We start from the raw sequence: 22,127 nt of genomic DNA, 5'->3' as shown, positions 1-22,127 counted from the left end.
CGTGTCATGAGCGCTGATCGGCGTTGGGTATCGGACGCCCAGTATCGCTGCATTCGCGCCGGACTACGGGTGTTGTCGGCCTGGACGCGACCGTCTCGCGATCCCGAAGCGGCGCTCAGCCGGGCGTTGCGCCATGAGCCCGATGGTGGCCAGGTAATGGTCGGACTGGCCACCATCGCTCGGCTGCTCGCCATGGAACTCGCGGCCACCACCGGGCGCAGCGAGCGCGAGGTGATCGAGTGCACCAGCGCGACCGTCGCACAGCTGCAATGCGCGGTGACGCCGAACACCGGCACGACGTGATCCCCGCCCGGTCGCGAGTCTTCGCCGGGGTGCCGGACGCCGTCGAGGCGTCACCGCCGGCGCTGCCGGTGCCCCCGGTCTTCGTGCTGGTGCTGGCCGGTCTGACCACCGGCGTTGCCGTCCTGGGACTGGTGTCGATCTCGGTCGGCTCGGTGTCGATCGGGCTGGCTGAGGTGTGGGGCATCGTGGGACGGCACCTCGGCCTCCCGGGTGCCGCGGGAGATGCTGTCATGGATCAGATCGTCTGGACCGTCCGGCTGCCGCGAACCCTGCTCGCCATCCTGGTCGGGGCCGGTCTCGGCGTGGCCGGCACCGTGATCCAGGCCGTGGTCCGCAACCCGCTCGGTGACCCGCAGCTGATCGGCGTCACGCCGGGCGCGGGCTTCGGGGCGGTGCTGGTGATCGTGCGGCGTCGGCGAACACGAACGCCACTCCGACGACGAAGGCGGTGACGATCACGTGGCCGGCGGTCACCACGCCCACTGCGTGCGCGGCCGATACGGACAGCATCGCGACGCCGGCCACAGTGCTCCAGGCCGCCATGGTGCGGCGGGCGTCCCAGCCGGTCGGCCAGCGCCCCGGCGGGCAGGCCGAGCAGCAGGTAGGGCAGTGCCCCAGCCGCGGCCAGCAACCCGGTCAGGGCGGCGCTGCCGGTCAACTGATAGATCAGCACGGGCAGCGCCACCAGGCTCATCACGTTGCCGATCCAGGCGGCGATGCGGGCACTCAGATAACGCGGGTAGCCGGCAATGGCGCCCAGTTTCGGCGGTGTCGGTTCGGTCATCGCGGACTAGGCGCTGAGCCGGCGATAGCGCAGCAGCCGGCGCAGCGCGGCCGCGGTTGGACGCGAATCGGCCGGGGCGAGCGCGTCCTCCAAGCGGGCCCGGACGGCCGCCAGGTCGAGGTCCATGCCGATCGCCACCAGGGCGTCAGCGGCGGACGCCGGGCTGCCGTCGGCGACGTGGATCTGCCGGCCGACCAGATTCACCACCTGTCGGCGCGGCGTCGCCGGCGCGGCCACCCGGACGCAACCCTTGAGCCGGTACACGCCCTCCGGCGGTCGTTCCAGCAGTTCGATCAGCCGAGCCGGGTCGATCGGCGCCGGTGCCGTCACCGTGACCGCGTCCGCGTGACTGTGGCTGGGGGTGTGGCCGGCCCGGCCGAGGTCCAGGGCCGGCTGCTCGTCGTCCCTGGTCAGGGCCGGATCGATGATCAGCAGTGGGTCGATCCGGGCCGCCGTGGTGGCCACCAGGTGGGCCCGCGGATTGCCGGCGCGTACCCGGGCGGCGATCCGGGCCACGCGTTCGGCTCGCTCGGCGACCGGCACCCGGTCGATCTTGTTGATCACCGTCAGCGACGCGGCGGCATGGCGGGCCAGCGGCGGCCCGCCCCGGTCGACGGTGCCCAGGTGGTCCGCGGCATTGATCACATCCACCAGGCCGCCCGGACGGACGCGTTCCACCCCGCTGAACCGGACCAGCCGGGCCAGCGCCCCCGGCTCGGCGATCCCGCTCGCCTCGATCACGATCGCGTCGAGCCGCCGGGACGGGTGGGCGAGCTTCTCCAGCGCCTCGTCCAGCCCGCCGGCGTCGGTCAGGCAGCACAGGCAGCCGCCGGCGATCGAAGCCGGCTCGTCCACCTGGCCCGAGACCAGTGCCGCGTCCACGTTGATCGCACCGAAATCGTTGACCACCACGCCGATCCGTGACCTGGAGGCGCGCAACAGGTGATTGAGCAGGGTGGTCTTGCCTGCTCCGAGATACCCGGTCAGTGCGATGACCGGAAGTTTGGCAGCCGTGTCGATCTCCGTTCAGGCCCTGCGCAACAGCCAGTAGCTGCTGTCGCCCAGCCGCTCGGCATGCAGCCACACGCTGGCCGCCTCGGCGAGCAGCGTTTCGGGGCTCGGGTGGTGGTAGACGTGCTCGGCGACCTCTTCGGTGAGCACTCGCTCGCCGTCCAGGCTGAGGTATGTCATCCGCCAGCGCAGCCGCTCGCCGCCGTCCGGGGTCGCCTCGCCGATCACCCGGTACTCCAGGTCGCCGACTCTGGTGCGGGCGAACGTGGTCGCCGCGACAGCCTCCGGCCGCTCGGGCGGCTGCAGGTCGATCAGGGCCGCCCCGTCGTGTGGCAGCCGGTCCCCGAGTTCGGCGAGGACGGCGGCCCGCTCGCCCGGATCGAAGTGCCCGAGGACGCCCAGCAGGATGGCTCCGCCGATCCGGTGGGGAAGCGTTGCCGAGAAGAAGTCCTCAGGGCGCACGGTGACCCGCGCGGTCCAGTCGGGACGCGCCGCGATCCGGGAGAGCAACACTGCCCGCATCGCGGGGCTGGGCTCGAGCGCCAGGACTCGCGCCGCCGCGGACTCCTCCAGCACCCACGCGGTGTTCAGGCCGCTGCCGGCTCCGACATCGAGGATCGGTCCGGCGTCCGGCCGCAGCCGCGGTGCAAGGTGTTCGAGAGCCTCGGTCTGCGCAGCCCGCCAGGGAGCGTTCAGCAGGTCGTAGGCGCCCGCGGTCGCCGCATAGGGGTCGGTCATTCCCCGCCTTCCGAAGTGGACTCGCTGGACAATCTAGATGATGAGAATCATTCTAAGATAGCCGGAGCGGGTCAGTCAGCCGAGAGCGCGGTTGTGATCGGCCCGGACGCCGCGGCATCCCCGCGCGCCGGCCGGTGCGAACCTGGTTCGAGCGATCTGAGCGGCTGGCGGGACGCTGCGAAAGTCAGCGCTTCTCGACCCTCGCGGCGGCCCGGCTGCCCTCCACCTGGCGCTGGGTTTCGGTGTCGCCGATCGTGGCGAAGGTCATCAAGAAGCTGCGCGAGCCGTCGGAGTGTTGCACGACGACGACGTTGACGTTGTCGCCGGGGATCGAGCCGAGGTAGTTCACCCGCACCTCGTAGCGCAGTTCCCACGCGTCCAGCCCGCCGAGTGTGCTGGCTTTGCTGGTCTGCATGGTCAGCTTGCCCCGGCCGCCGCTGTAGAACCGGCCCACCGAATCCTCGGCGATCGCGGCGGCCTGCTCGTCCAGCGAGCCGGTCAGCGACCGCGGCTGAATCCCACCGAGGATCACCTCGCTGACCCAGCTGGAGGTGATGGTGCGTTTCAGGCCGGTCGCGCAGATCGCCCAGGGAATGGTCCGGACGGGATCCACCGACCACCGGGAGTCACGGATCACCGGCACGCTCAAACCGCCGCCATAGAGGCGTCCGCCGACCACCGCCGTGTCGTAGCGAGGACACGGCAGGTGGGTCTCGGGGCGGGTCGGCGTCGGGGACGGCGTCGGCTTCCGGCTCGGCGTCCGGGTCGGAGTAGGAGAGGGCGAGGGTGCGCGCTCGTCCCAGGCCGAAGCCGTCGGCGCGGGTGGCCCGGACGTGGTCGGGGCCGGTCCGCCGCGGAACAACTGCGGCAGGGCGAAGACCGCCAGCAGGGCGACAACCACGACGAGCGCGATGATCGCCCAGAGCGCCGCCGGGTTCGGCCTGTCCGGACGCGGGTCCGCTGCGGTGCTGGGGTCGGCCGACAGTTGCCGGGTCCAGGCGGAACCGTCCCAGTAGCGGAACATGCCCTGTTGCCCGCCGGGATCGGGGTACCAGCCCGGTTGTGCCATGAAGTCTCCTCGGAACCGGTGCCATCATGCCCGGTGTGCCGGTCAGGGCAGTGTGAGCACCTCGGCGCCGTCGCTGGTGACCACCAGCGAATGCTCGAACTGGGCGCACCGGCTGCGGTCGTTGGTGACCACCGTCCAGCCGTCCTGCCACAGGTTCGAGCGATAGTCGCCCAGGGTCAGCATCGGCTCGATGGTGAACGTCATGCCCGGCCGCATCACGGTGGTCAGCGACGGCTCGTCGTAGTGCGGAATCACCAGTCCGGAGTGGAACGACGTGTGGACGCCGTGGCCGGTGTAGTCCCGGACCACGCCGTAGCCGAAGCGCCTCGCATAGGACTCGATCACCCGTCCGATCACATTCACCTGACGCCCGGGCCGGACCGCCTTGATCGCCCGGCTCAGCGCCTCCTGGGTGCGCTCGGAGAGATCGCGGGACGCCTGGTCGACCGTGCCGCAGAAGAAGGTGCCGCAGTTGTCGCCGTGCACGCCGTCCACGAAGGCGGTGACGTCGATCTTGACCAGGTCGCCGTCCTCGAGCGGCCGGGTATCCGGGATGCCGTGACAGATCACCTCGTTGACCGAGGTGCAGATCGACTTCGGGAAGCCGCGGTAGCCCAGCGCCGAGGGGTAACCACCGTTGTCGCAGATGTATTCATGGGCGACCCGGTCGAGCTCGTCGGTGGTCACGCCCGGGGCGATCGCGGCCGCCGCGACGTGCATCGCCCGGGCGGCCAGCCGCCCGGCGACTCGCATCCGCTCGATCACGTCCGGGGTCTGCACATCCGGCCCGCGGTAGCGGTCGGGCGCGGGGCGTCCGACATAGTGCGGACGGCCGATCGCGGCCGGCACCCGGCGCTCGGGCGTCAGCGGATAGGGCTTGATCGCGGTCACGGGCGCGAGCATAGTGGGGCCACCGGGCGGCAAAGGGGCGAGCATGAGCGGCGGTGACTGGTACTGGTGCTTGAAGCACCACGCGGTGGAACCCTACGAGGGCTGCAAGGCCGAAGACCGGCTGGGTCCCTACCCGAGTCGCGACGAGGCGGCGCACGCACTGCAGAAGGTGCAGCAGCGCAACGAGCAGTGGGACGCCGAGGACGACTGAAGGCCGGCACGGCCCGTCCGGGCCGCGGGTCACCGGGGTTGAGCGTCGTCGTTTGGTGGATGTAACCCAACTGAAACACTTCGGGCGGCAGACTAGCCGCCATGGATAAGCAGACAGAGTTCGTCCTGCGTGCCATGGAAGAGCGCGATGTCCGCTTCGTCCGGCTCTGGTTCACCGACGTCCTGGGATTCCTGAAGTCGGTCGCGATCGCCCCCGCCGAACTCGAGGGTGCGTTCGCCGAGGGAATCGGCTTCGACGGATCCGCCATCCAGGGCTTCACCAGGGTGTACGAATCCGACATGGTGGCGCACCCCGACCCGTCCACCTTCCAGCTGCTGCCCTGGCGCGGCACCACCCAGGGCACCGCCCGGATGTTCTGCGACATCCGGCTGCCCGACGATTCGCCGGCCTTCGCCGACCCGCGGTACGTGCTCAAGCGCGCCCTGCGCAAGGCCGCCGACATGGGTTTCACCTTCTACACCCACCCCGAGGTCGAGTTCTACCTGTTCAAGCAGCCGCTCGAACCGGGACAGCCGCCGGTCCCGGTCGACCGCGGCGGCTACTTCGACCACACCACCGCCAACGCCGGCACCGACTTCCGCCGGCACGCGATCACCCTGCTCGAGCAGATGGGCATCTCGGTCGAGTTCAGCCACCACGAGGGCGGCCCGGGCCAGCAGGAGATCGACCTGCGCTACGCCGACGCGCTCACCATGGCGGACAACATCATGACCTTCCGGGTGGTGATCAAAGAGGTCGCCGCGATGAAGAACATGTTCGCCTCGTTCATGCCCAAGCCGCTGGAGAGCGAGCCCGGCTCGGGCATGCACACCCACCTGTCGCTGTTCGAGGGCGACAGCAACGCCTTCTACGACGCGTCCGCGGAGTACCACCTGTCCAAGATCGGCCGGCAGTTCATCGCCGGCCTGCTCCGGCACGCGGCTGAGATCGCTGCGGTGACCAACCAGTGGGTGAACTCCTACAAGCGGCTGGTCGGCGGCTCCGAGGCGCCGCGGTACATCTGCTGGGGTCAGAACAACCGTTCCGCGCTGGTCCGGGTGCCGATGTACAAGCCGTCCAAGGGTGCCTCGGCGCGGGTCGAGCTGCGCTCGATCGACTCGGCGGCGAACCCCTACCTGGCATACGCGCTGGTGCTCAACGCCGGTCTGGCCGGCATCGAGAACGACTACGAGCTGCCCGAAGGTGCCGAGGACGACGTCTGGTCGCTCACCGAACGGCAGCGCCAGGCGCTCGGGATCAAGCCGCTGCCCCGCTCGCTGGACACCGCGATCACCCTGATGGAGAACTCCGAGCTGGCCGCCGAGACCCTCGGCGAGCACGTCTTCGACTTCGTGCTGCGGAACAAGCGCGCCGAGTACGAGTCCTACCGCTCCCAGGTGACCCCCTGGGAGCTGCGCACCTCGCTGCCGTCGCTGTGAGGCGTCCGCCGGACGTCGTCCGCCCCGGCCGCTAAAGCCCTGCCTAACTACCTGTGCCCTCCCGCAGGTGGGAGGGCACAGGTAGTTAGGCAGGGGCTTACCGCGCGGTGTTGCGGGGGAGCGGGAACAGGGCCGTCAGGTCGCTGTGCGCTCCGCTGGCCCGGACGCGGTGGCCGGCCCGGGCGTCCGGCCAGGTCAGCCCTCCGGTGGCCAGCGCGATCAGGGTGACGGCATCGGTCTCGACCACGTTCGGCGGGGTGCCACGCCGGTGGGTGCTGCCGTCGTCCAGGGCGAGCTGGACGGCGGCGTACGGCGGCACCCGTAGCTCGACGGTGCGTCCGGGGTGATCCGCGGCGATCCGGGCACACAGGGTGCGCGCCGCCGCGGCGAGCCGGGCGACCTCGGCGTCGGGGCCGGCCTCGGCCAGGGCGTCCAGCTCGGCCCAGTCGATCGGACGGGCCTGGCGGCGGCTGGGGCGGGACGGCACGCGCCCGACGATAACATCGCCGCCATGACCCGCATCTCGACCACGGAGGGCAATCTGGCCCGGCTCGGCTTCGGCGACCCGCGTCGCGCGGCGGCGATCCTGAACGGCTGGTACGACGGCGTGGGCGACAACTGCGACCACCTGGTCTCCGAGATCCTGGCCAGCGCCGACCCCGATCTCACGATCGGCGGCCTCGACCGGATCGTCTGCCAGCGACCGGGCCTGATCGTCAAGCTGGGCGCCGACGACGGCTGGTCGGACCGGCTGATCAGCGTGCTGGGCGCCAGCGTGGCGCTCAACCAGCATCTCGGTGCTCATCCCGAGGACGTCGACGTGCTGCGGGAGCCGTCCGGACGCCGCGACGCCGCGACGCTGCGCCGGATTCTGCTGGACGCCGTGGGTGCCGACCCGGACGCCGCGGCACCGGTCGCCGATCCGGCCCGCTCGGACGACCTGCGCCGGGCCTACCGGCGTGAGCTGTTGCGGATCGCGGCCGCGGACCTGACCGCCGCCGACCCGCAGGACCTGCTCCCCGAGGTGGCCGGCGAGCTGGCCGACCTGGCCGACGCCACCGTGGAGACCGCGCTGGCGTTGTCCCGGGGCGAGGTGGCGGGCTGGGAATGTGCCCGGCTGGGCATCGTGGCGCTGGGCAAGACCGGTGGCCAGGAACTGAACTACCTCAGCGACGTCGACGTGTTGTATGTCGCCGAGGCCGCCGTCGACGAGGCGGGCGAACCGATGTGCGAGACCGGCCGGGCGATCACGGTCGCCACCCGGCTGGTCGGCGCGCTGACCCGGATCTGCTCGGCCCACACCGCGGCCGGCACGATCTGGCAGATCGACGCCGCGCTGCGCCCGGAAGGGAAGGCCGGCCCGCTGGTCCGGACCCTCGCCTCCCACGCGGTCTACTACGAGAAATGGGCGAAGAACTGGGAGTTCCAGGCGATGCTGAAGGCCCGTCCGATGGCCGGTGACCTGGCGCTCGCCGGGGACTTCGTCGACCTGGTCACCCCGATGGTGTGGCATGTCGCCGAGAACGACCAGTTCGTCACCGAGACCCAGGCGATGCGTCGCCGGGTGATCTCGCTGCTGCCGCCGCGCGAGGCGGACCGCGAGATCAAGCTGGGCGCCGGCGGGCTGCGCGACGTCGAGTTCAGCGTCCAGCTGATCCAGCTGGTACACGGACGCGCCGACGACCGCGTCCGGCAGCGGGGGACGCTCGCCGCGCTGGCGAAGCTGATCGAGTTCGGCTACGTCGGCCGCTCGGACGGCAAGGACCTGGACGCCGCGTACCGGCTGATGCGCCTGCTCGAGCATCGCATCCAGTTGGAGAAGATGCGCCGCACCCACCTGATGCCCGAGGACGGGCTGAGCCTGCGCCGGCTGGCTCGAGGCGTCGGGATGGCCGACGCCGAGCAGCTGCGCACCCGCTGGCGGGAGGCCACCCGGCGGGTGCTGGCCCTGCATCAGCGGCTGTTCTATTCGCCGCTGCTGGAGGCGGTGGCGCGGATTCCGTCCGAGGCGGTCCGGCTGACCAGCCACGGTGCCGAGGTGCGGCTGCGTGCCCTCGGCTACGCCGACCCCAAGGCGGCGCTGCGGCACATCGAGGCGTTGTCGCAGGGTTTGAGCCGGACAGCCGAGATTCAGCGGCAGCTGCTGCCGGCGATGCTGGGCTGGTTCACCGCCGGACCGAACCCCGATCATGCCCTGCTGGCGTTCCGCCAGGTGTCCGAAGCGATGGGTCGCACCCACTGGTACCTGCGGGCCCTTCGTGACGGTGACGCGATGGCCGAGCGGCTGGCCCGGATCCTGTCCTCCAGCCGGTACACCGTCGATCTGATGATGCGGGCACCGCAGGCGGTCGGCATGCTGATCGACGAGGCGTCCCTGCGGCCACGCGCGCGGGGCGAGATCCTGGCCGAGATGCAGGCGTCGGCGAAGCGGCACGCCGAACTGGACGTCGCGGTGCAACACATCCGGGCCGTCCGGCGCCGGGAGCTGCTGCGGATCGCGATGGCGGACCTGCTGGGGCTGATCGATCTGGCCACCGTCGGTGCCGGATTGTCGGAACTGTTCGGCGCCACCATCGACGCCGCGCTGGAGGTCGTCCGGCGCCGGCTCGACTGGTCGCCGCGGATCGCCGTGATCGCGCTCGGCCGCTGGGGCGGCGGCGAGCTCTCCTACGCCTCGGACGCCGACGCCATGTTCGTGATCGAGGACACCGACCGACCGGACGCGGTGAAGGTCGGCACCCAGGTGGTCTCGGATCTGCGGGCGGTGCTGGCCAAACCCGGTCCCGATCCGGCGCTCGACATCGACGTCGACCTGCGGCCGGAGGGCAAAGGCGGTCCGATCGTTCGGTCGCTGGCGTCCTTCGTCGCCTACTACGCGCGCTGGTCGTCGACCTGGGAGGCGCAGGCGTTGCAGCGTGCCGCGCACGGCGCGGGCGATGCCGAGTTGTCGGCGGCGCTGCTGCATTCGATCGACGCGGTGCGATACCCCGCCGACGGCCTAGACCGGCAGCAGGTGCACGAGATCCGCAAGCTCAAGGCCCGGATGGAGGTCGAGCGGATCCCGCGCGGCAGCGACCCGCTGCGCAACACCAAACTCGGACCCGGCGGGCTCTCCGATGTGGAGTGGGCGGTGCAGCTGTTGCAGCTCGAGCACGGCGCGCGGCTACCCGAGTTGCGCACCACGTCCACCCTCGGCGCGCTGGGCGTCGCCGAAGCGGCGGAACTGGTCTCCACCGAGGACGCCGCAGCGCTGCGGGACGCCTGGACGATGGCCAGTCACATCCGCAACGCCATCCTGCTGTTGCGCGGGCGGGCGTCCGACACCATTCCGACCAACCCGCGCGAGGCGTCCGCGGTGGCCCAGCTGCTGGGCTACGACAAGGGAGAATCCGGTGTCTTCTTCGACGAGTACCGGCGCCGCACCCGGCGGGCCCGGCTGGTGATGGACCACATCTTCTGGGGGCTGGAGTAGTCGCCTGCGCCGACCCGGGATGGCGCGATCGTCGACAGCCTTGCAGATCCATTGGATTCGGGAAGATCCCCCGAACCTGGTGCCGCCCGCGGCGCCGGCGCGGGGTTGACCGCTCAGAGCCTCAGCGGCGTCAGGTCCGGGTGCACCTCGGCGCCCAGCTCGGCGAACCGGCGGACGAGTTCCGGGTGCGGGGGGTTGTCGTGCCCGAGGTGGATGCCGATCACCCGGCTACCGGCGTCCACCGCGCCGATGGCGCGCAGATCGTCCACCGCCGTGGCGAAGGTGGCGAAGGTGTGATGGCCGTCGCCGGGCGGGACGGCATCGCCGAAGGTCTGTTCCAGCAGCACCAGATCGAGCCGCCGGCCGGCGAGCAACTCCAGGGCGTGCGGCTTCCACGGCCCGGTATCGGTGGCGTAGAGCAGCCGGCGACCGCCGCGCTCGACGGCGTACAGCACCGCCTCGCCGAAGGCCTCGTGGGTCGCCGGCAACACCGCGACGCGGTAGCCGTCCACGGTGAAGACATCGCCGGCGGTGACGGTGGTCAGGGTGACCGCGCGCTGCTCGGGTGCTAGCCACTCGACGCAGCGGGCAATCGCCGGCGCGGGGCCGATCACTTGCAGCGGCTGCTCGCTCACCCAGCTGCGGTGCATCAGGAACGACGGGTCCAGGTGATCGTCGTGGGCGTGCGTGACCAACACGGTGCGGACGCCGGACAGGTCACGTCCGGCGCGTTGGGCCTGCCGGGGCGCCTCGGGTCCGCAGTCCAGCAGCAGCCGGTCGTCGACCAGGGCGGCGTTGTTGCTCCGGATCGCGCCGGTGGCCCGGGCCTCGGCACAGGTCGGGCAGGTGCACCAGGCGTTCGGGATGCCGTCCGAGGCGCCGGTACCGAGCAGTAGGACCTCCACCTTCGTCACCGTAGCCGCCGGACCGGTTCGGCGCGTGGCCGGCTCGAGTGTGGTGGTCGGGCATCGCCGACCGGGCGGCGCCGATAGAGTCGACTGCGATGTCCAGTTCAGCCATCGACCTGCCCACGTCCCTCGAAACCCTCGCCGGCTGGGGCCGCACCGCGCCCGGGTTGGCGCATGTGCTGCGGCCGAGTTCGGCCGAGCAGGTGCAGGCGGCGGTCGCCGCGGTCGCCGACCACAATGCCGGACGCCCCTCGCACCTCAGGCGCGGCATCGTCGCGCGCGGTCTGGGCCGTTCCTACGGCGACGTCGCGCAGAACACCGGTGGGCTGGTGGTCGACATGACCGGCCTGGCCACCATCCACTCCATCGACCCCGAGTCGGCGATCGTGGACCTCGACGCCGGGGTCAGCCTGGACGCCCTGATGCGCGCCGCGCTTCCGCACGGCCTGTGGGTCCCGGTGCTGCCGGGCACCCGGCAGGTCACCATCGGCGGCGCGATCGGCTGCGACGTGCACGGCAAGAATCACCATTCGGCCGGCTCGTTCGGCGACCACGTCGTCTCGCTCGACCTGCTGGTCGCCGACGGACGCGTCCTCACCCTCACCCCGGCGGGTTCCGCCGACGACCCGGACGGCGCGCTGTTCTGGGCGACTGTGGGCGGCATCGGGCTGACCGGCATCATCCTGCGAGTCCGGTTGCTGATGACCCGCACCGAGACCGCCTACTTCCTCGCCGACGGCATCGTCACGCACAGCCTGGACGAGACCATCGCCGTTCACTCCGACGGCTCCGAGTCGCGCTACGACTACAGCTCGGCCTGGTTCGACGCCATCTCGGCGCCACCGAAACTGGGCCGGGCGGCCTTGTCCCGGGGCAACCTGGCCACCCTGGCGCAGCTGCAGGAGTATGCGCCCAAGCTGGCCGCCGACCCGCTGGCGTTCAGCGCCAAGCCGCTGTTCGAACTGCCCGACGTCTTCCCCAACGGCCTGGCCAACAAGCTCTCCTTCACCGCCTTGGGCACCGCCTGGTACGCCAAATCGGGCAACTACGCCCACAAGATCCAGAGCCTCACCGGGTTCTACCATCCGCTGGACATGTTCAGCGAGTGGAATCGGGCCTACGGTCCGGCCGGCTTCCTGCAGTACCAGTTCGTCGTCCCGCCGTCCGCGATTGAGGAGTTCAAGGCGATCATCGGCGACATCCAGCGCTCCGGGCACTACTCGTTCCTGAACGTGTTCAAGCTCTTCGGCGAGGGCAACCGGGCGCCGCTCAGCTACCCGATGGCCGGCTGGAACGTCTGCGTCGACTTCCCGATCAAGCGCGGCCTGCACGAGTTCCTGGCCGGCCTGGACGCCCGCATCCTCGAGTTCGGCGGACGGCTGTACACCGCCAAGGACTCCCGGACCACAGCGGCCACCTTCCACGCCATGTACCCCGAGATCGACTCCTGGGTCGCCACCAGGCGCGCCATCGACCCCGACGCCGTGTTTGCCTCCGACATGGCCCGGCGCCTCAACCTGCTCTGACCCGCCACCGCCACCGTTCGCCGTAACCAGAGGGAGATTCCATGTTCGACGCCGTCGGCAACCCGCAGTCCGTCCTGCTGTTGGGAGGCACGTCCGAGATCGGCCTGGCCGTGGTCGGCGAGTACCTGCGCCGGCAGCCGCTGCGCGTGGTGCTGGCCTGCCTGCCGGGCGACCCGGGCATCGAGGCGTCCGTCGACTCGCTCAAGGCCCAGGGCGCGACCGCAGTCGAGGTGGTCGACTTCGACGCCGCCGACTTCGCCTCGCACCCGGCCGCCATCGAGGCCGCCTTCGCCGGCGGCGACATCGACCTGGCGATGGTCGCCTTCGGCCTGCTCGGCGACGCCGAGGAACTGTGGCAGGACCAGGCCAAGGCCGTCCAGATCTGCACCATCAACTACACCGGCGCGGTCAGTGTCGGCGTGCTGCTGGGGGAGCGGTTCAAGGCCCAGGGGCACGGCCAGATCGTGGCGATGAGCACCGTCGCCGGCGAGAAGGTGCGGCGCTCGAACTTCGTCTACGGCTCGACCAAGGCCGGCCTGGACGCCTTCTACCTCAACCTCGGCCAGGCGCTTGCCGGCCTCGGCCCGAAGGTGCTGGTGGTCCGTCCCGGCCAGGTCCGCACCCGGATGTCGGCGCACGTCAAAGAGGCACCGCTGACGGTCGACAAAGAGGACGTAGCCAGGCAGATCGTCGCCGCCGTCGCCGACGGCAAGGAGCTGATCTGGGTACCGCCGGCCTTCCGCTACGTGATGATGGTGCTGCGGCACATCCCGACGCCGATCTTCCGGAAGCTGCCGATCTGACCCCAGGGCCCTCCCTAACTAGTTCTGCCCTCCCACCTGTGGGAGGGCAGAACTAGTTAGGGAGGGGCTTGCGGGTCGGGTGGACGCCGCCCGCGGTCAGCTGGACGGCGTCCGCCAGCCGAGCGGCTCGGCGACGGTCGTCCGGTACGAGAACGTCATCGTGGCGCCCTCGACGATGGTGAGGAACTCGTCCGGCGACACCCGGTACACCGACCGGCGCTGTTCGTTCATCGGATGCCGCGGGCTGAACCGCCAGGCGAGCGACTCCGCCTCGCGGCGGGCCTGGTCACGCTCCCGCCAGGTCGTGGGGGTGACCGGAACCGCCAGCCAGCGCAGACCGTTGCCCGAGCCGACCGTCTGCTCGACGATCAGGGTGTACTCGGTGTTGCCCGGTTCGGGCGCCGGCTCGTCCAGGTCGGACGGCATCGGCAGGGTGGGCCACTGCGACTCGCTCATCGCCCTAGTGTCTCGCGCCTAAGGAAGTGCTTCTCAATAATGGTCGAGCTTGTCGGGGCCTCTCCTGCAACGGGTTTCGACACGCTCAATCAGCGAAATCCCGCGTCAGCCCCCGGCGGTGGCTCAGAAGAACCAGCCGCTCCGCATCGAATCCGAGCTGCCGACCTCCAGGTAGTGCTCCGTGGCGAAGACTGCGGCGTAGGACTCCAGGGGAAGTGCCAGCCAGCTCTCGATGTCGGTCACTTGGCTGGCATGGCAGGCCATCACCTCGCGACGCCGCACCACCTGCTGGCTGACATCGACCTGCAGGTTGATCTCGGCCTCGGGCGTCCCCAGCGGATTCCCGTCGTCCATCGGCCGGTCCGGATCGAAACCCTCGGCCTCGGGAGTGCCCGCCGCCAGCGCGGCCCGGAACTGCTCGCGGACCCGGTCCCGGTTCATGGTCGCCTCGAACAGCCGTGGCCGCGGATCGGTGAGTTCGGCCGCCCGGCGCACCACCTGATGGACGCGGACATGATCAGGATGCCCATAATTGCCGTGCCAGTCGTAGCCGACCAGGACGTCCGGTCGCTCGTCGGCGATCAAGGCCGCCAGGCGCGCCGCTGCCTCAGCGGCCGGAGCCTGCACGAAGGCCTCGGCGTGGTCGTTCTGCTCCCAGCCGGCCATGCCGGAGTCGCAGTAGCCCAGCCAGTGGACGCCGGCGACGCCGGCCAGCTCGGCCGCCCTGGTCGCCTCGGCCCGGCGCCGGTCGGCGAGGCTCTCGCCCGGCCGGAGATCGGCCGGCACCTCGCCGTGCTCGCCGTGGGTCGCGAACACCACCACCACCCGGTGCCCTTCCTCGGCGGCACGGATCATCGATCCGGCGGTCAGCGTGACCTCATCGTCGGGGTGCGCATGGACGAACATGATGGTCGACATGGCGGCCAGTATGCCGCGCGTCGCCGACAGCGAATCACCCGGGAGGAGGGGACCGGCCTCAGAAGAACACCAGGTCGCTGATCACGACCAGCCCGGATGCCGCGAACACCTCGATCGAGCAGGTGTCGAGCAGCACGTCGACGGCGACGGTGGCCGGACGATCCGGGATCTCGGCCCACTGCCGGGTGCCGAAGCCCTCATGGAAGTCACCCTGCCCCACACCCCGCCGGTCGAGGCTGAGGACGCCGGCGCGGTACTCCAGCGCCACTCCCCGAATCAGCACGCGGTCGCCGTCGCCGAGGGTCAGCCGCTCCAGCGCGGATTCCGGCAGTTCGGCGATCGGGCGCTGCCGCAGCCGCAACCGGTCGCCGACCCGGACCAGGTCGACCTCACGAGGGATGGTCATGATGCTGCGCCCGCCGGTCAGCGGAATCTCCCGCGCGTAGTCCCAGTTGTTCATCCAGCCGAGCACGATCCGGCGTCCCTCGGGTGCATCGGCGAACGACACCACGGCATAGCAATCGCGGCCGAAGTCCAGCCAGTCATAGGCCCGCAGCAACGGATCGGCCGCACCGAGTTCGGGGTCGGTGGAGACGCCGCGCACGGCGTCCGGGGTGAAGGTGTAACCGTCGAAGTCACCGACGAAGTACTGGCAGCCGCTGCCGCCCGCGACCCCGCCCGGGCAGAGGTTGACCAGCAGCACCCACTTGCTGGTGCCTTCGCCCGCCACCGGCAACTCGAACAGGTCCGGGCACTCCCAGACGCCGGCGGCGGCGTGCGCGGGGCCGAACGACGAGGCGTAGGTCCATTCGATCAGGTCGGTCGACCGGTAGATCAACACCTGCCGTTCCGCGGCCTCCACGGCCACCATCACCCAGCCGTCGCCGTGCCGGAACACCTTCGGGTCGCGAAAGTTGGCCGACCCGCGATCCAGCACCGGGTTGCCCGGGTAGCTGGTCCAGTGGGTGCCGCCGTCCAGGCTGTAGGCGAGGCTTTGTGCCTGAACGCTCGGACGGCTGCTGCCCGCCAAGTAGTTGGAGGTGTACACCGCTACCAGCGGCGGCCAGTCGGTGGTACCCAGACCGGAGGAGTTGGTGGCGTCGAAGACGCAGCTGCCCGAGAAGATCTCCTCGGTATCGGTGTGCAGCAGCGCCACCGGATGCTCGGTCCAGGTGACCAGGTCCGGGGATGTGGCGTGGCCCCAGGACATATTGCCCCAGCCCGTTCCGGCGGGGTTGGACTGGTAGAACATGTGCCAGGTGCCGGCGTTGTAGATCAACCCGTTCGGGTCGTTCATCCAGGTCTGCCGTGGGGAATAGTGCCAGCGAGGACGTGAATGCTGGTCGGCCATGGCCGCATGCTAACGGGTCGCGATGATCCCCATCCGGCCGCCCGCCGCGCGGTGAGATGACACCTCGGATCGCCGTGGAGGCCGCCTGGCAGACGCTAGCTGCGCCGGACCCGGTCCTCGATCGCGGCCGGGCGGCTGACCTGCGCACCCGCCCAGAGCATGCCGAGCGTGATCGCCATCAGCACCAGCAGCGGCACCGTCCAGCCCGCGGTCAGGTCGTGCAGCAAACCGATCAGGAACGGACCCGGGGCGGCCACCACATACCCCAGCGACTGGGTGAAACCCGAGAGCGCGGCGGTGCCGTCGGCAGTCCGGGCGCGTAGGCCGATCAGGGTGAGCACCATCGGGAAGGTATTGGTGCCGATGCCCACCAGCACCGCCCAGAGCAGGCTGTACCGAGCCGGCGCCAGCATCAGACCGAGGTAGCCGGCCAGGTAGCAGCAACCGAGCCCGAGCATCAGCGGCAATTGGTTGCGAACCCGGGCGGTCAGCGCCGGCACCAGGAAGGACAGCGGAATACTGACGCCGGTGATCACGCCGAGCAGGACGCCGGCGTCGGTGGCGGAGACGCCCGCTGCGCGGTACAGGTTCGGGAACCAGCCGAAGATCGCGTAGGCCTGGGTCGCCTGCAGGCCGAAGAACAGGGCCAGCATCCAGCCCAGCCTGGTCCGGGCGACATCCGCCATGGTGATCGTGGCCGGCCGTTCGTCGCCGTCCGGACGGTCCTGGGCGATCAAGCCGACCCACGGCACGACGGCAACCACCGCCAGCAGGCCCCAGGCGGCCAGCCCGATCCGCCAGTCTCCAGAGGTCTGCGCGATCGGCACGGTGAGCACGGACGCAGCCGCCAGGCCGATCGCCATGGTGGTCGAGTAGACCGCCGTCATCAGCCCGATCCGGTCCGCGAAGTGCCGCTTGACCAGGGACGGCATCAGCACATTCGCGGTAGCCAGGCCGGACAGCGCCAGCAGCGTCAGGCCCAGGAAGGCCCAGCTGTTGGAGACCAGGCCGCGACCGAACAAGCCTGCCGTCGCGGCGACCACCGAGACCAGCGTCAGCCGGTGCGGGCCGACCGCCTGGGCCAGTCGAGGGGTCAGCGCGCCGAAGCCGGCGAAGGCGATCACCGGCAGCGAGGTGAGCAGGCCCGATTCGGCCCCGGTGAGTCGCAGGCCGGCACTGATCTCGGTGAGCAGCGGCCCCACCGACACCGCCGCCGGCCGCAGATTGAACGACAGCAGCACGATTCCGGTCAACACCAGCAGGCGGGTTCTGCGGTCATCGACGTCCAATGGGTCCGAGCTCACCCGCCGACCCTATGGCCACCCGCGGACATCGTGGGAACAAGGGCGCGAGGTCTATTGTTGATAGGTCAGGAAAGTCAGGGGGGAGTCAGTGTCGGAATTGCTGCCGGGGGAGACCCGGATGGGGCGGGTCAGCCTTGATGTCGCCGACCTCGACGCACTGACCGCCTTCTACCGCGACGTGCTGTTGCTGGACGTGCAGGGCGAGCGTTCGGCCGAGGTCGACCTGGGACGGGGCGGCGAGACGTTGGTCACGCTGCGGCACCGGCCGGACCTGCCCAAGGGCGAGCGGCGCACCGCCGGACTGTTCCACACCGCGATCCTGCACCCCGACCGCGCGGCCCTGGCGGCCACGCTCGCGTCGGTGGCGCTCAGCACCCCGCAGCTGTACACCGGCGCGGGCGACCATCTCGTCTCGCAGGCCTTCTATCTCGACGACCCCGAGGGCAACGGCGTCGAGCTCTACTGGGACCGGCCGCGTACGCAGTGGCGCTGGAACCAGGGCCAGGTGGTGATGGACACCCTGCACATCGACCCGAACCAGTTCATCGGCGAGCATCTCACCGACGACGCCCGGACGCTGCTGGCGACCGACCCCCAGCGGCGCGGCGCGCTCACCGGCCTGGACGGCACCGTGGGCCATGTCCACCTGAAGGTGGGGGACGCCGAACTCGCCAAGCAGTTCTACGCCGGCCTGCTCGGCTTCGAGGTCACCGCGGAGGTGCCCGGTGCGGTCTTCGTCTCGGCCGGTGGCTACCACCACCACATGGCGATGAACACCTGGCGCAGCGCGGGGACGGGGTTGCGGGCCCCCGGCCTGGGACTGGGCCGGGTCGACATCACGCTGCCGGAGCAGAACGAGGTCGAGCGGGCGGCCGCCCGGCTACGCGACCGCGGCGTCCGCACCCGACACACCGGTGCGGCGGTCGAGCTCGACGATCCCTGGGGGAACCTGGTCCGGCTGTCGGTCTAGGGAGCTCGGTGGTCGAGCCGGCCCAGCTGGTCGGCGACCCCGTTCCACAGGTCGGTGTAGAACGCCCACTTCGTCTCGTCCGGTGCGATGCCGTAGGCGTCCAGGAAAGTCGGCTCCCAGCCTTTGCCGTAGTTCCAGTTCAGACTCAGCAAGGCTGGCGCCAGATCGGCCCACCGATCGGCCACGCCGAGACCGCCGAGGTCGACGTAGCCGCTGAAGTGGCCGTCGTCGTCGATCAGGAAGTTCGGATTGCAGGCGTCGCCGTGGCACACCACGGCATCGATCGGCGGCACCCGGGCCAGGATCGCCGGGTCATAGCCGAAGTGCCGGACGCGATGCTCGGCCGACCAGCTGAACGGGCACTGATCCACCGGCACCGTGTCGTGGAAGCGGCGCAGCGCCCGGCCGAGTTCGGGCACCACCGCGTCCGGGCGACCCCGCCAGGGCTGAGCGACCGCCGAGCGGCCGGGCAACCCCGCGGTGCGCAACCAGCGCAACTCGCCGTGCCGGCCGCGGGTCAGCACCCGCGGCGCCGCGACGAACTGGCTCACCCAGCCGAGCCGGTCCGCCTCGGCGCCGGGATCCCAGTCCAGGGACGGCCGCTGCACCTTCAGGTACTCGCTGCCATCCGCGACGCAATAGGTGATGCCGCCGTCCTCGTTGCGCCAGACCGGCGCCAGAGCGCGACCAGCGACGAGTTCGCTGACCCAGGTCGGCACGCCGACGTCGTCCAGCCGGGTCTGCCACTCCAGCGGCGAATCGGCGGCCGGGGCCTTGGTCACGGCAGCAGCCGGATCAGCCGGGCCGGCGCCGTGTTGCGATAGGACTCCTCGACCAGGTCGGCCACCTCGTCCCAGTCGACCTCGGCGGCCCGGAAGTCGAGCCCGATCCAGCCGTACGGCCCGTAATAGGCCGGCACGAAGAAGCGCTCGTCATCCGAGGCGGACTCCCGGGTCAGCAGGTTCGGCAGCACCAGCACCGATTGCGACCAGCGATCGCTGTAGTGGTCACCTTTCACCACGCCCCCGTACACCGCGAACACCTTTCGGGTGTAGAAATTCGGGTGCCCGTGGGAATCCTTCTCGGACGCCTCGGGCAGGGCGAGGCAGATCTCCCGCAGCCGGGACAGGTAGGCGTCGCCCGGCTCGTAGCGTCGGGGGTGACTCATTCCCGCCTCCTCGTCCGTAGGCGACCGACGCTATCGCGAACCGGGCCGCGGTGGACGCGACAGGGCCCCGTCCGGCGTGGACGAGGCCCTGTCGGGCGGTGCTCAGTTCGGCAGCTTGAGGCTGCGGGTGATCCTGCCGCGAACCGCGTCCCCGCGCTGCCGGCGGGCGGTCAGCCGGGCCTTTGCGCTCGCACCGGGGTTCGCGGCGACACCTGCGGCCGGCGGGGCGAAGTAGCCGACCGCGCCGCTGAAGTCGAGGATCACGTGGACGGCGACGTTCACCCGCACCCGGACGCACCACAGGTCGTCGACCAGGCCCGGGGCCACGAAGCAGAGATTGGCGATGCTGGTGGATGCCGGGAAGTTCAGGTTCGATGAGTTCGGCAGGCTCTCGCCCGAGGGGTACACGGTGAGGAAGCCGCGCGATGCGGCGCTGACGGCGGTCGCGTTCAGGTACGCCCCGGTCAGGTCGACCTCGCTCGCGTCGGCGATCGCGACGTCGATCCACGCTCCGGCCTTGACCCGCTTCGACGAGTCGAACCAGGTCTTGGTGCTGGAGTCGACCACCCGGTCGCGGAGCGTGGCCGAACGAGTGTCCATCACCCGAACCGGAGTGAAGGCGACCGTGGCCGGAGGCAGGTCGAGGCCGGTGGCCACGAAAGTGAGTTCCGGTCCATTGCCCTGGTCGATCACCACGTCGGGGCCGAGGCTGCGACTGATCAGGTCGCCCGGGTGCAGAGCCAGCGGGTTGGCCGTGGTCGGCTCCAGATTGAGTGCGGCGCCCTGATTGTTGTGCAGCGCCAGGACACTCTCGGTGGCGCTGTTCATCGACACCTGGGTGGCCGACGTCGCGTTGACGCTCTGCCCGGCCAGGACCGGATCCCCATTGGCGGCGCGGGCCTGGGCGGCGTTGAGGGCGACCGCGGCACCGGCGGCACCTACGGCGATGGCGCCGCCGCGGATCAGATTTCTGCGGGCGACGCCGCTCTCGGAAACAACTTGCTCGGACATGGCCTGACGAACTCCTAAACGGGACGGGTAATCCGGCCATAGTGCCAGCTATCGACCCGATCCGGGCGGAATGCCGCCCGGCTTTCCGCCGGCCACGACAAGCAGGCTCAAAAGCCGAGTCCGCACGGGCCGCGATCGCGGCCCGTGCGGACTCCTTGCCGACCAGTCCTCGTCAGACTTCCGTTTGACGAGGTGTGAGGATCACAGGTCGAAGTACATCTCGAACTCGTGCGGGTGCGGGCGCAGGCGCAGGGCGTCCACGTCGGCTCGCTTCATCTCGATCCAGGTCTCGATCAGGTCCTCGGTGAAGACATCGCCGGCCAGCAGGTAGTCGTGGTCGGCTTCGAGCCGGTCCAGCACCTCGGTCAGGGTGCCGGGCACCTGGTTGATCTGCGCGTGCTCGTCCGGGGGCAGCTCGTAGAGGTCCTTGTCGACCGGAGCCGGGGGCTCGATCTTGTTCTGGATGCCGTCCAGGCCGGCCAGCAGGCAGGCGGCGAACGCCAGGTACGGGTTCGACGACGGGTCCGGGCAGCGGAACTCGACGCGCTTGGCCTTCGGGTTCGAGCCGGTGATCGGAATCCGGATACAGGCCGAGCGGTTGCGGGCCGAGTAGACCAGGTTGACCGGAGCCTCGAAGCCCGGCACCAGCCGGTGGTAGCTGTTGGCGGTCGGGTTGGTGAAGGCCAGCAGCGAAGGCGCGTGATGCAGCAGGCCGCCGATGTAGTAACGAGCCATGTCGGAGAGCTGGCCGTAGCCGTTCTCGTCGTAGAACAGCGGCACGCCGTCGTTCCACAGCGACTGGTGAACGTGCATGCCCGAGCCGTTGTCGCCGAAGATCGGCTTCGGCATGAAGGTGACCGTCTTGCCGGCCTCCCAGGCGGTGTTCTTGATCACGTACTTGAACTTCATCACCTCATCGGCGGCGGCCAGCATGGTGTTGAAGCGGTAGTTGATCTCGGCCTGGCCGGCGGTGCCGACCTCGTGGTGCGCCCGCTCAACGGTCAGGCCCACGTTCTCGAGGTTGCGGACCATGTCGTCGCGCAGGTCGGTGAAGTGGTCCACCGGGGCGACCGGGAAGTAGCCGCCCTTGTACTTGACCTTGTAGCCGCGGTTCGGACGGCCGTCGCCGTCCGCCTCGCTGCCGCTGTTCCAGGCGCCGGCCTCGGAGTCGATGTAGTAGAAGGCGGCGTTCTGCTTGGTCTCGAAACGCACCGAGTCGAAGATGTAGAACTCGGCCTCGGGCGCGAAGAACGCGGTGTCCCCGAGCCCGGTCGACTTCAGGTACGACTCCGCCTTGCGGGCGATGTTGCGCGGGTCGCGGCTGTAGGGCTCCTTGGTCAGCGGATCGTGGACGAAGAAGGTCAGGGCCAGCGTCTTGGAGCGGCGGAACGGATCGATGAAGGCCGTGGTCGGGTCCGGCAGCAGCGCCATGTCCGACTCGTGGATCTTCTGGAAACCCCGGATGGAGGAGCCGTCGAAAGCGAGGCCGTCCTCGAACACCTCGGGGCCGAACGAGCTGGCGGGGACGGTGAAGTGCTGCATGACGCCGGGCAGGTCGCAGAACCGGATGTCGATGGTCTCGACGCCTTCGTCCTTCACGTAGGCCAACAGGTCGTCAGCGCTCTGGAACATCTTTCCTCCGTGTGAGATAGGGACTGAGATAGGGACGCGGAACGCAGTCACCCTAGGCAGATCTGGTTTCCACCTCATTGCGCAAGTGTTTCAACGACGTTACGCCGACCGGCGGGCGGCCGGGGTGTGGCGCCGCCTTCGAGGTGCTTCGGTGGACGGTGG

At 70.2% G+C, this 22,127-nt stretch carries 22 protein-coding genes; 8 read left to right on the top strand and 14 right to left on the bottom strand.

The window, feature by feature from the left end; all coding sequences use genetic code 11:
- Window positions 1-6 precede the first annotated feature (6 nt).
- The gene (locus tag QM711_RS16050; protein WP_415101135.1) at window positions 7-303 is read left to right on the top strand and encodes a hypothetical protein; all 297 of its coding nucleotides are present in this window, start codon (window positions 7-9) and stop codon (window positions 301-303) included.
- A complete protein-coding gene (locus QM711_RS16045) occupies window positions 270-755 on the top strand; it encodes an iron chelate uptake ABC transporter family permease subunit (RefSeq protein ID WP_415101133.1) in 486 nt (161 codons plus the stop codon). Before QM711_RS16050 ends, QM711_RS16045 begins: the two co-directional genes overlap by 34 nt.
- Before the next feature lie 338 nt (window positions 756-1,093).
- Here QM711_RS16045 and QM711_RS16040 read toward each other — a convergent pair whose 3' ends face one another.
- From QM711_RS16040 to map, 4 genes are all read right to left on the bottom strand, one after another.
- Window positions 1,094-2,074, bottom strand: a complete 981-nt coding sequence (locus tag QM711_RS16040; protein WP_415102286.1) for a CobW family GTP-binding protein — start codon at window positions 2,072-2,074, stop codon at window positions 1,094-1,096.
- A gap of 39 nt (window positions 2,075-2,113) precedes the next feature.
- Entirely contained in the window at window positions 2,114-2,836 is a 723-nt protein-coding gene (locus QM711_RS16035; protein WP_415101131.1) for an SAM-dependent methyltransferase, read from the bottom strand.
- A 184-nt stretch (window positions 2,837-3,020) separates the two neighbouring features.
- Complete coding sequence (locus QM711_RS16030) at window positions 3,021-3,905, bottom strand: DUF2510 domain-containing protein (RefSeq protein ID WP_415101129.1); 885 nt, start codon at window positions 3,903-3,905, stop codon at window positions 3,021-3,023.
- A gap of 42 nt (window positions 3,906-3,947) precedes the next feature.
- A complete protein-coding gene (map, locus tag QM711_RS16025; protein ID WP_415101127.1) occupies window positions 3,948-4,796 on the bottom strand; it encodes a type I methionyl aminopeptidase in 849 nt (282 codons plus the stop codon).
- A 43-nt stretch (window positions 4,797-4,839) separates the two neighbouring features.
- On the opposite strand from map, the gene QM711_RS16020 reads away from it, so the two are divergent.
- Both QM711_RS16020 and QM711_RS16015 read left to right on the top strand, forming a co-directional pair.
- Entirely contained in the window at window positions 4,840-5,007 is a 168-nt protein-coding gene (locus tag QM711_RS16020; RefSeq protein ID WP_415101125.1) for a hypothetical protein, read from the top strand.
- A gap of 101 nt (window positions 5,008-5,108) precedes the next feature.
- Entirely contained in the window at window positions 5,109-6,446 is a 1,338-nt protein-coding gene (locus tag QM711_RS16015; RefSeq protein ID WP_415101123.1) for a glutamine synthetase family protein, read from the top strand.
- 97 nt (window positions 6,447-6,543) lie between these two features.
- Here the strand turns inward: QM711_RS16015 and QM711_RS16010 are convergent, their stop codons facing one another.
- On the bottom strand, window positions 6,544-6,933 hold the full coding sequence (locus QM711_RS16010) for a sterol carrier family protein (protein WP_415101121.1): 390 nt from the start codon (window positions 6,931-6,933) through the stop codon (window positions 6,544-6,546).
- A gap of 24 nt (window positions 6,934-6,957) precedes the next feature.
- On the opposite strand from QM711_RS16010, the gene QM711_RS16005 reads away from it, so the two are divergent.
- Window positions 6,958-9,918 (top strand): bifunctional [glutamine synthetase] adenylyltransferase/[glutamine synthetase]-adenylyl-L-tyrosine phosphorylase, encoded by a 2,961-nt coding sequence (locus QM711_RS16005; protein ID WP_415101119.1) that lies wholly within the window; start codon window positions 6,958-6,960, stop codon window positions 9,916-9,918.
- A gap of 113 nt (window positions 9,919-10,031) precedes the next feature.
- Here QM711_RS16005 and QM711_RS16000 read toward each other — a convergent pair whose 3' ends face one another.
- Window positions 10,032-10,823, bottom strand: a complete 792-nt coding sequence (locus QM711_RS16000; protein WP_415101117.1) for an MBL fold metallo-hydrolase — start codon at window positions 10,821-10,823, stop codon at window positions 10,032-10,034.
- A gap of 98 nt (window positions 10,824-10,921) precedes the next feature.
- Between QM711_RS16000 and QM711_RS15995 the strand changes: the two genes are divergently transcribed.
- A complete protein-coding gene (locus tag QM711_RS15995; RefSeq protein WP_415101115.1) occupies window positions 10,922-12,352 on the top strand; it encodes an FAD-binding protein in 1,431 nt (476 codons plus the stop codon).
- A 41-nt stretch (window positions 12,353-12,393) separates the two neighbouring features.
- Window positions 12,394-13,155, top strand: a complete 762-nt coding sequence (locus tag QM711_RS15990; RefSeq protein WP_415101113.1) for a decaprenylphospho-beta-D-erythro-pentofuranosid-2-ulose 2-reductase — start codon at window positions 12,394-12,396, stop codon at window positions 13,153-13,155.
- A 96-nt stretch (window positions 13,156-13,251) separates the two neighbouring features.
- On the opposite strand, the gene QM711_RS15985 is transcribed toward QM711_RS15990, so the two are convergent.
- The 4 genes from QM711_RS15985 to QM711_RS15970 form a co-directional block, all read right to left on the bottom strand.
- Window positions 13,252-13,611 carry a hypothetical protein gene (locus QM711_RS15985; protein WP_415101111.1) on the bottom strand — a complete coding sequence of 120 codons (360 nt, stop codon included), beginning with the start codon at window positions 13,609-13,611 and terminating at the stop codon, window positions 13,252-13,254.
- Between the two features lie 123 nt (window positions 13,612-13,734).
- Window positions 13,735-14,529, bottom strand: a complete 795-nt coding sequence (locus QM711_RS15980; protein ID WP_415101109.1) for a PIG-L family deacetylase — start codon at window positions 14,527-14,529, stop codon at window positions 13,735-13,737.
- Between the two features lie 58 nt (window positions 14,530-14,587).
- Window positions 14,588-15,880 (bottom strand): GH32 C-terminal domain-containing protein, encoded by a 1,293-nt coding sequence (locus QM711_RS15975; RefSeq protein ID WP_415101108.1) that lies wholly within the window; start codon window positions 15,878-15,880, stop codon window positions 14,588-14,590.
- A 95-nt stretch (window positions 15,881-15,975) separates the two neighbouring features.
- A complete protein-coding gene (locus tag QM711_RS15970) occupies window positions 15,976-17,184 on the bottom strand; it encodes a CynX/NimT family MFS transporter (protein ID WP_415101107.1) in 1,209 nt (402 codons plus the stop codon).
- An 88-nt stretch (window positions 17,185-17,272) separates the two neighbouring features.
- On the opposite strand from QM711_RS15970, the gene QM711_RS15965 reads away from it, so the two are divergent.
- Window positions 17,273-18,154, top strand: a complete 882-nt coding sequence (locus tag QM711_RS15965) for a VOC family protein (RefSeq protein ID WP_415101106.1) — start codon at window positions 17,273-17,275, stop codon at window positions 18,152-18,154.
- Here the strand turns inward: QM711_RS15965 and QM711_RS15960 are convergent.
- The 4 genes from QM711_RS15960 to glnA form a co-directional block, all read right to left on the bottom strand.
- Window positions 18,151-18,936: a phosphotransferase gene (locus QM711_RS15960; RefSeq protein ID WP_415101105.1), complete on the bottom strand. Its 786-nt coding sequence runs from the start codon at window positions 18,934-18,936 to the stop codon at window positions 18,151-18,153. The two genes, QM711_RS15965 and QM711_RS15960, sit on opposite strands and share 4 nt — an antisense overlap.
- Window positions 18,933-19,322: an MmcQ/YjbR family DNA-binding protein gene (locus tag QM711_RS15955; protein WP_415101104.1), complete on the bottom strand. Its 390-nt coding sequence runs from the start codon at window positions 19,320-19,322 to the stop codon at window positions 18,933-18,935. The genes QM711_RS15960 and QM711_RS15955 overlap by 4 nt, the downstream gene beginning before the upstream one ends.
- Before the next feature lie 102 nt (window positions 19,323-19,424).
- Window positions 19,425-20,333, bottom strand: a complete 909-nt coding sequence (locus QM711_RS15950; protein WP_415101103.1) for a hypothetical protein — start codon at window positions 20,331-20,333, stop codon at window positions 19,425-19,427.
- A gap of 201 nt (window positions 20,334-20,534) precedes the next feature.
- On the bottom strand, window positions 20,535-21,965 hold the full coding sequence (gene glnA, locus QM711_RS15945) for a type I glutamate--ammonia ligase (protein WP_415101102.1): 1,431 nt from the start codon (window positions 21,963-21,965) through the stop codon (window positions 20,535-20,537).
- Window positions 21,966-22,127: the final 162 nt, after the last annotated feature.

The organism is Micropruina sp. (assembly GCF_047602385.1).
In the GTDB taxonomy this organism is placed as follows: domain Bacteria; phylum Actinomycetota; class Actinomycetes; order Propionibacteriales; family Propionibacteriaceae; genus Micropruina.
Note: the sequence above shows the minus strand (reverse complement) of the source record. Positions and strands in the feature narration are given on the sequence as shown.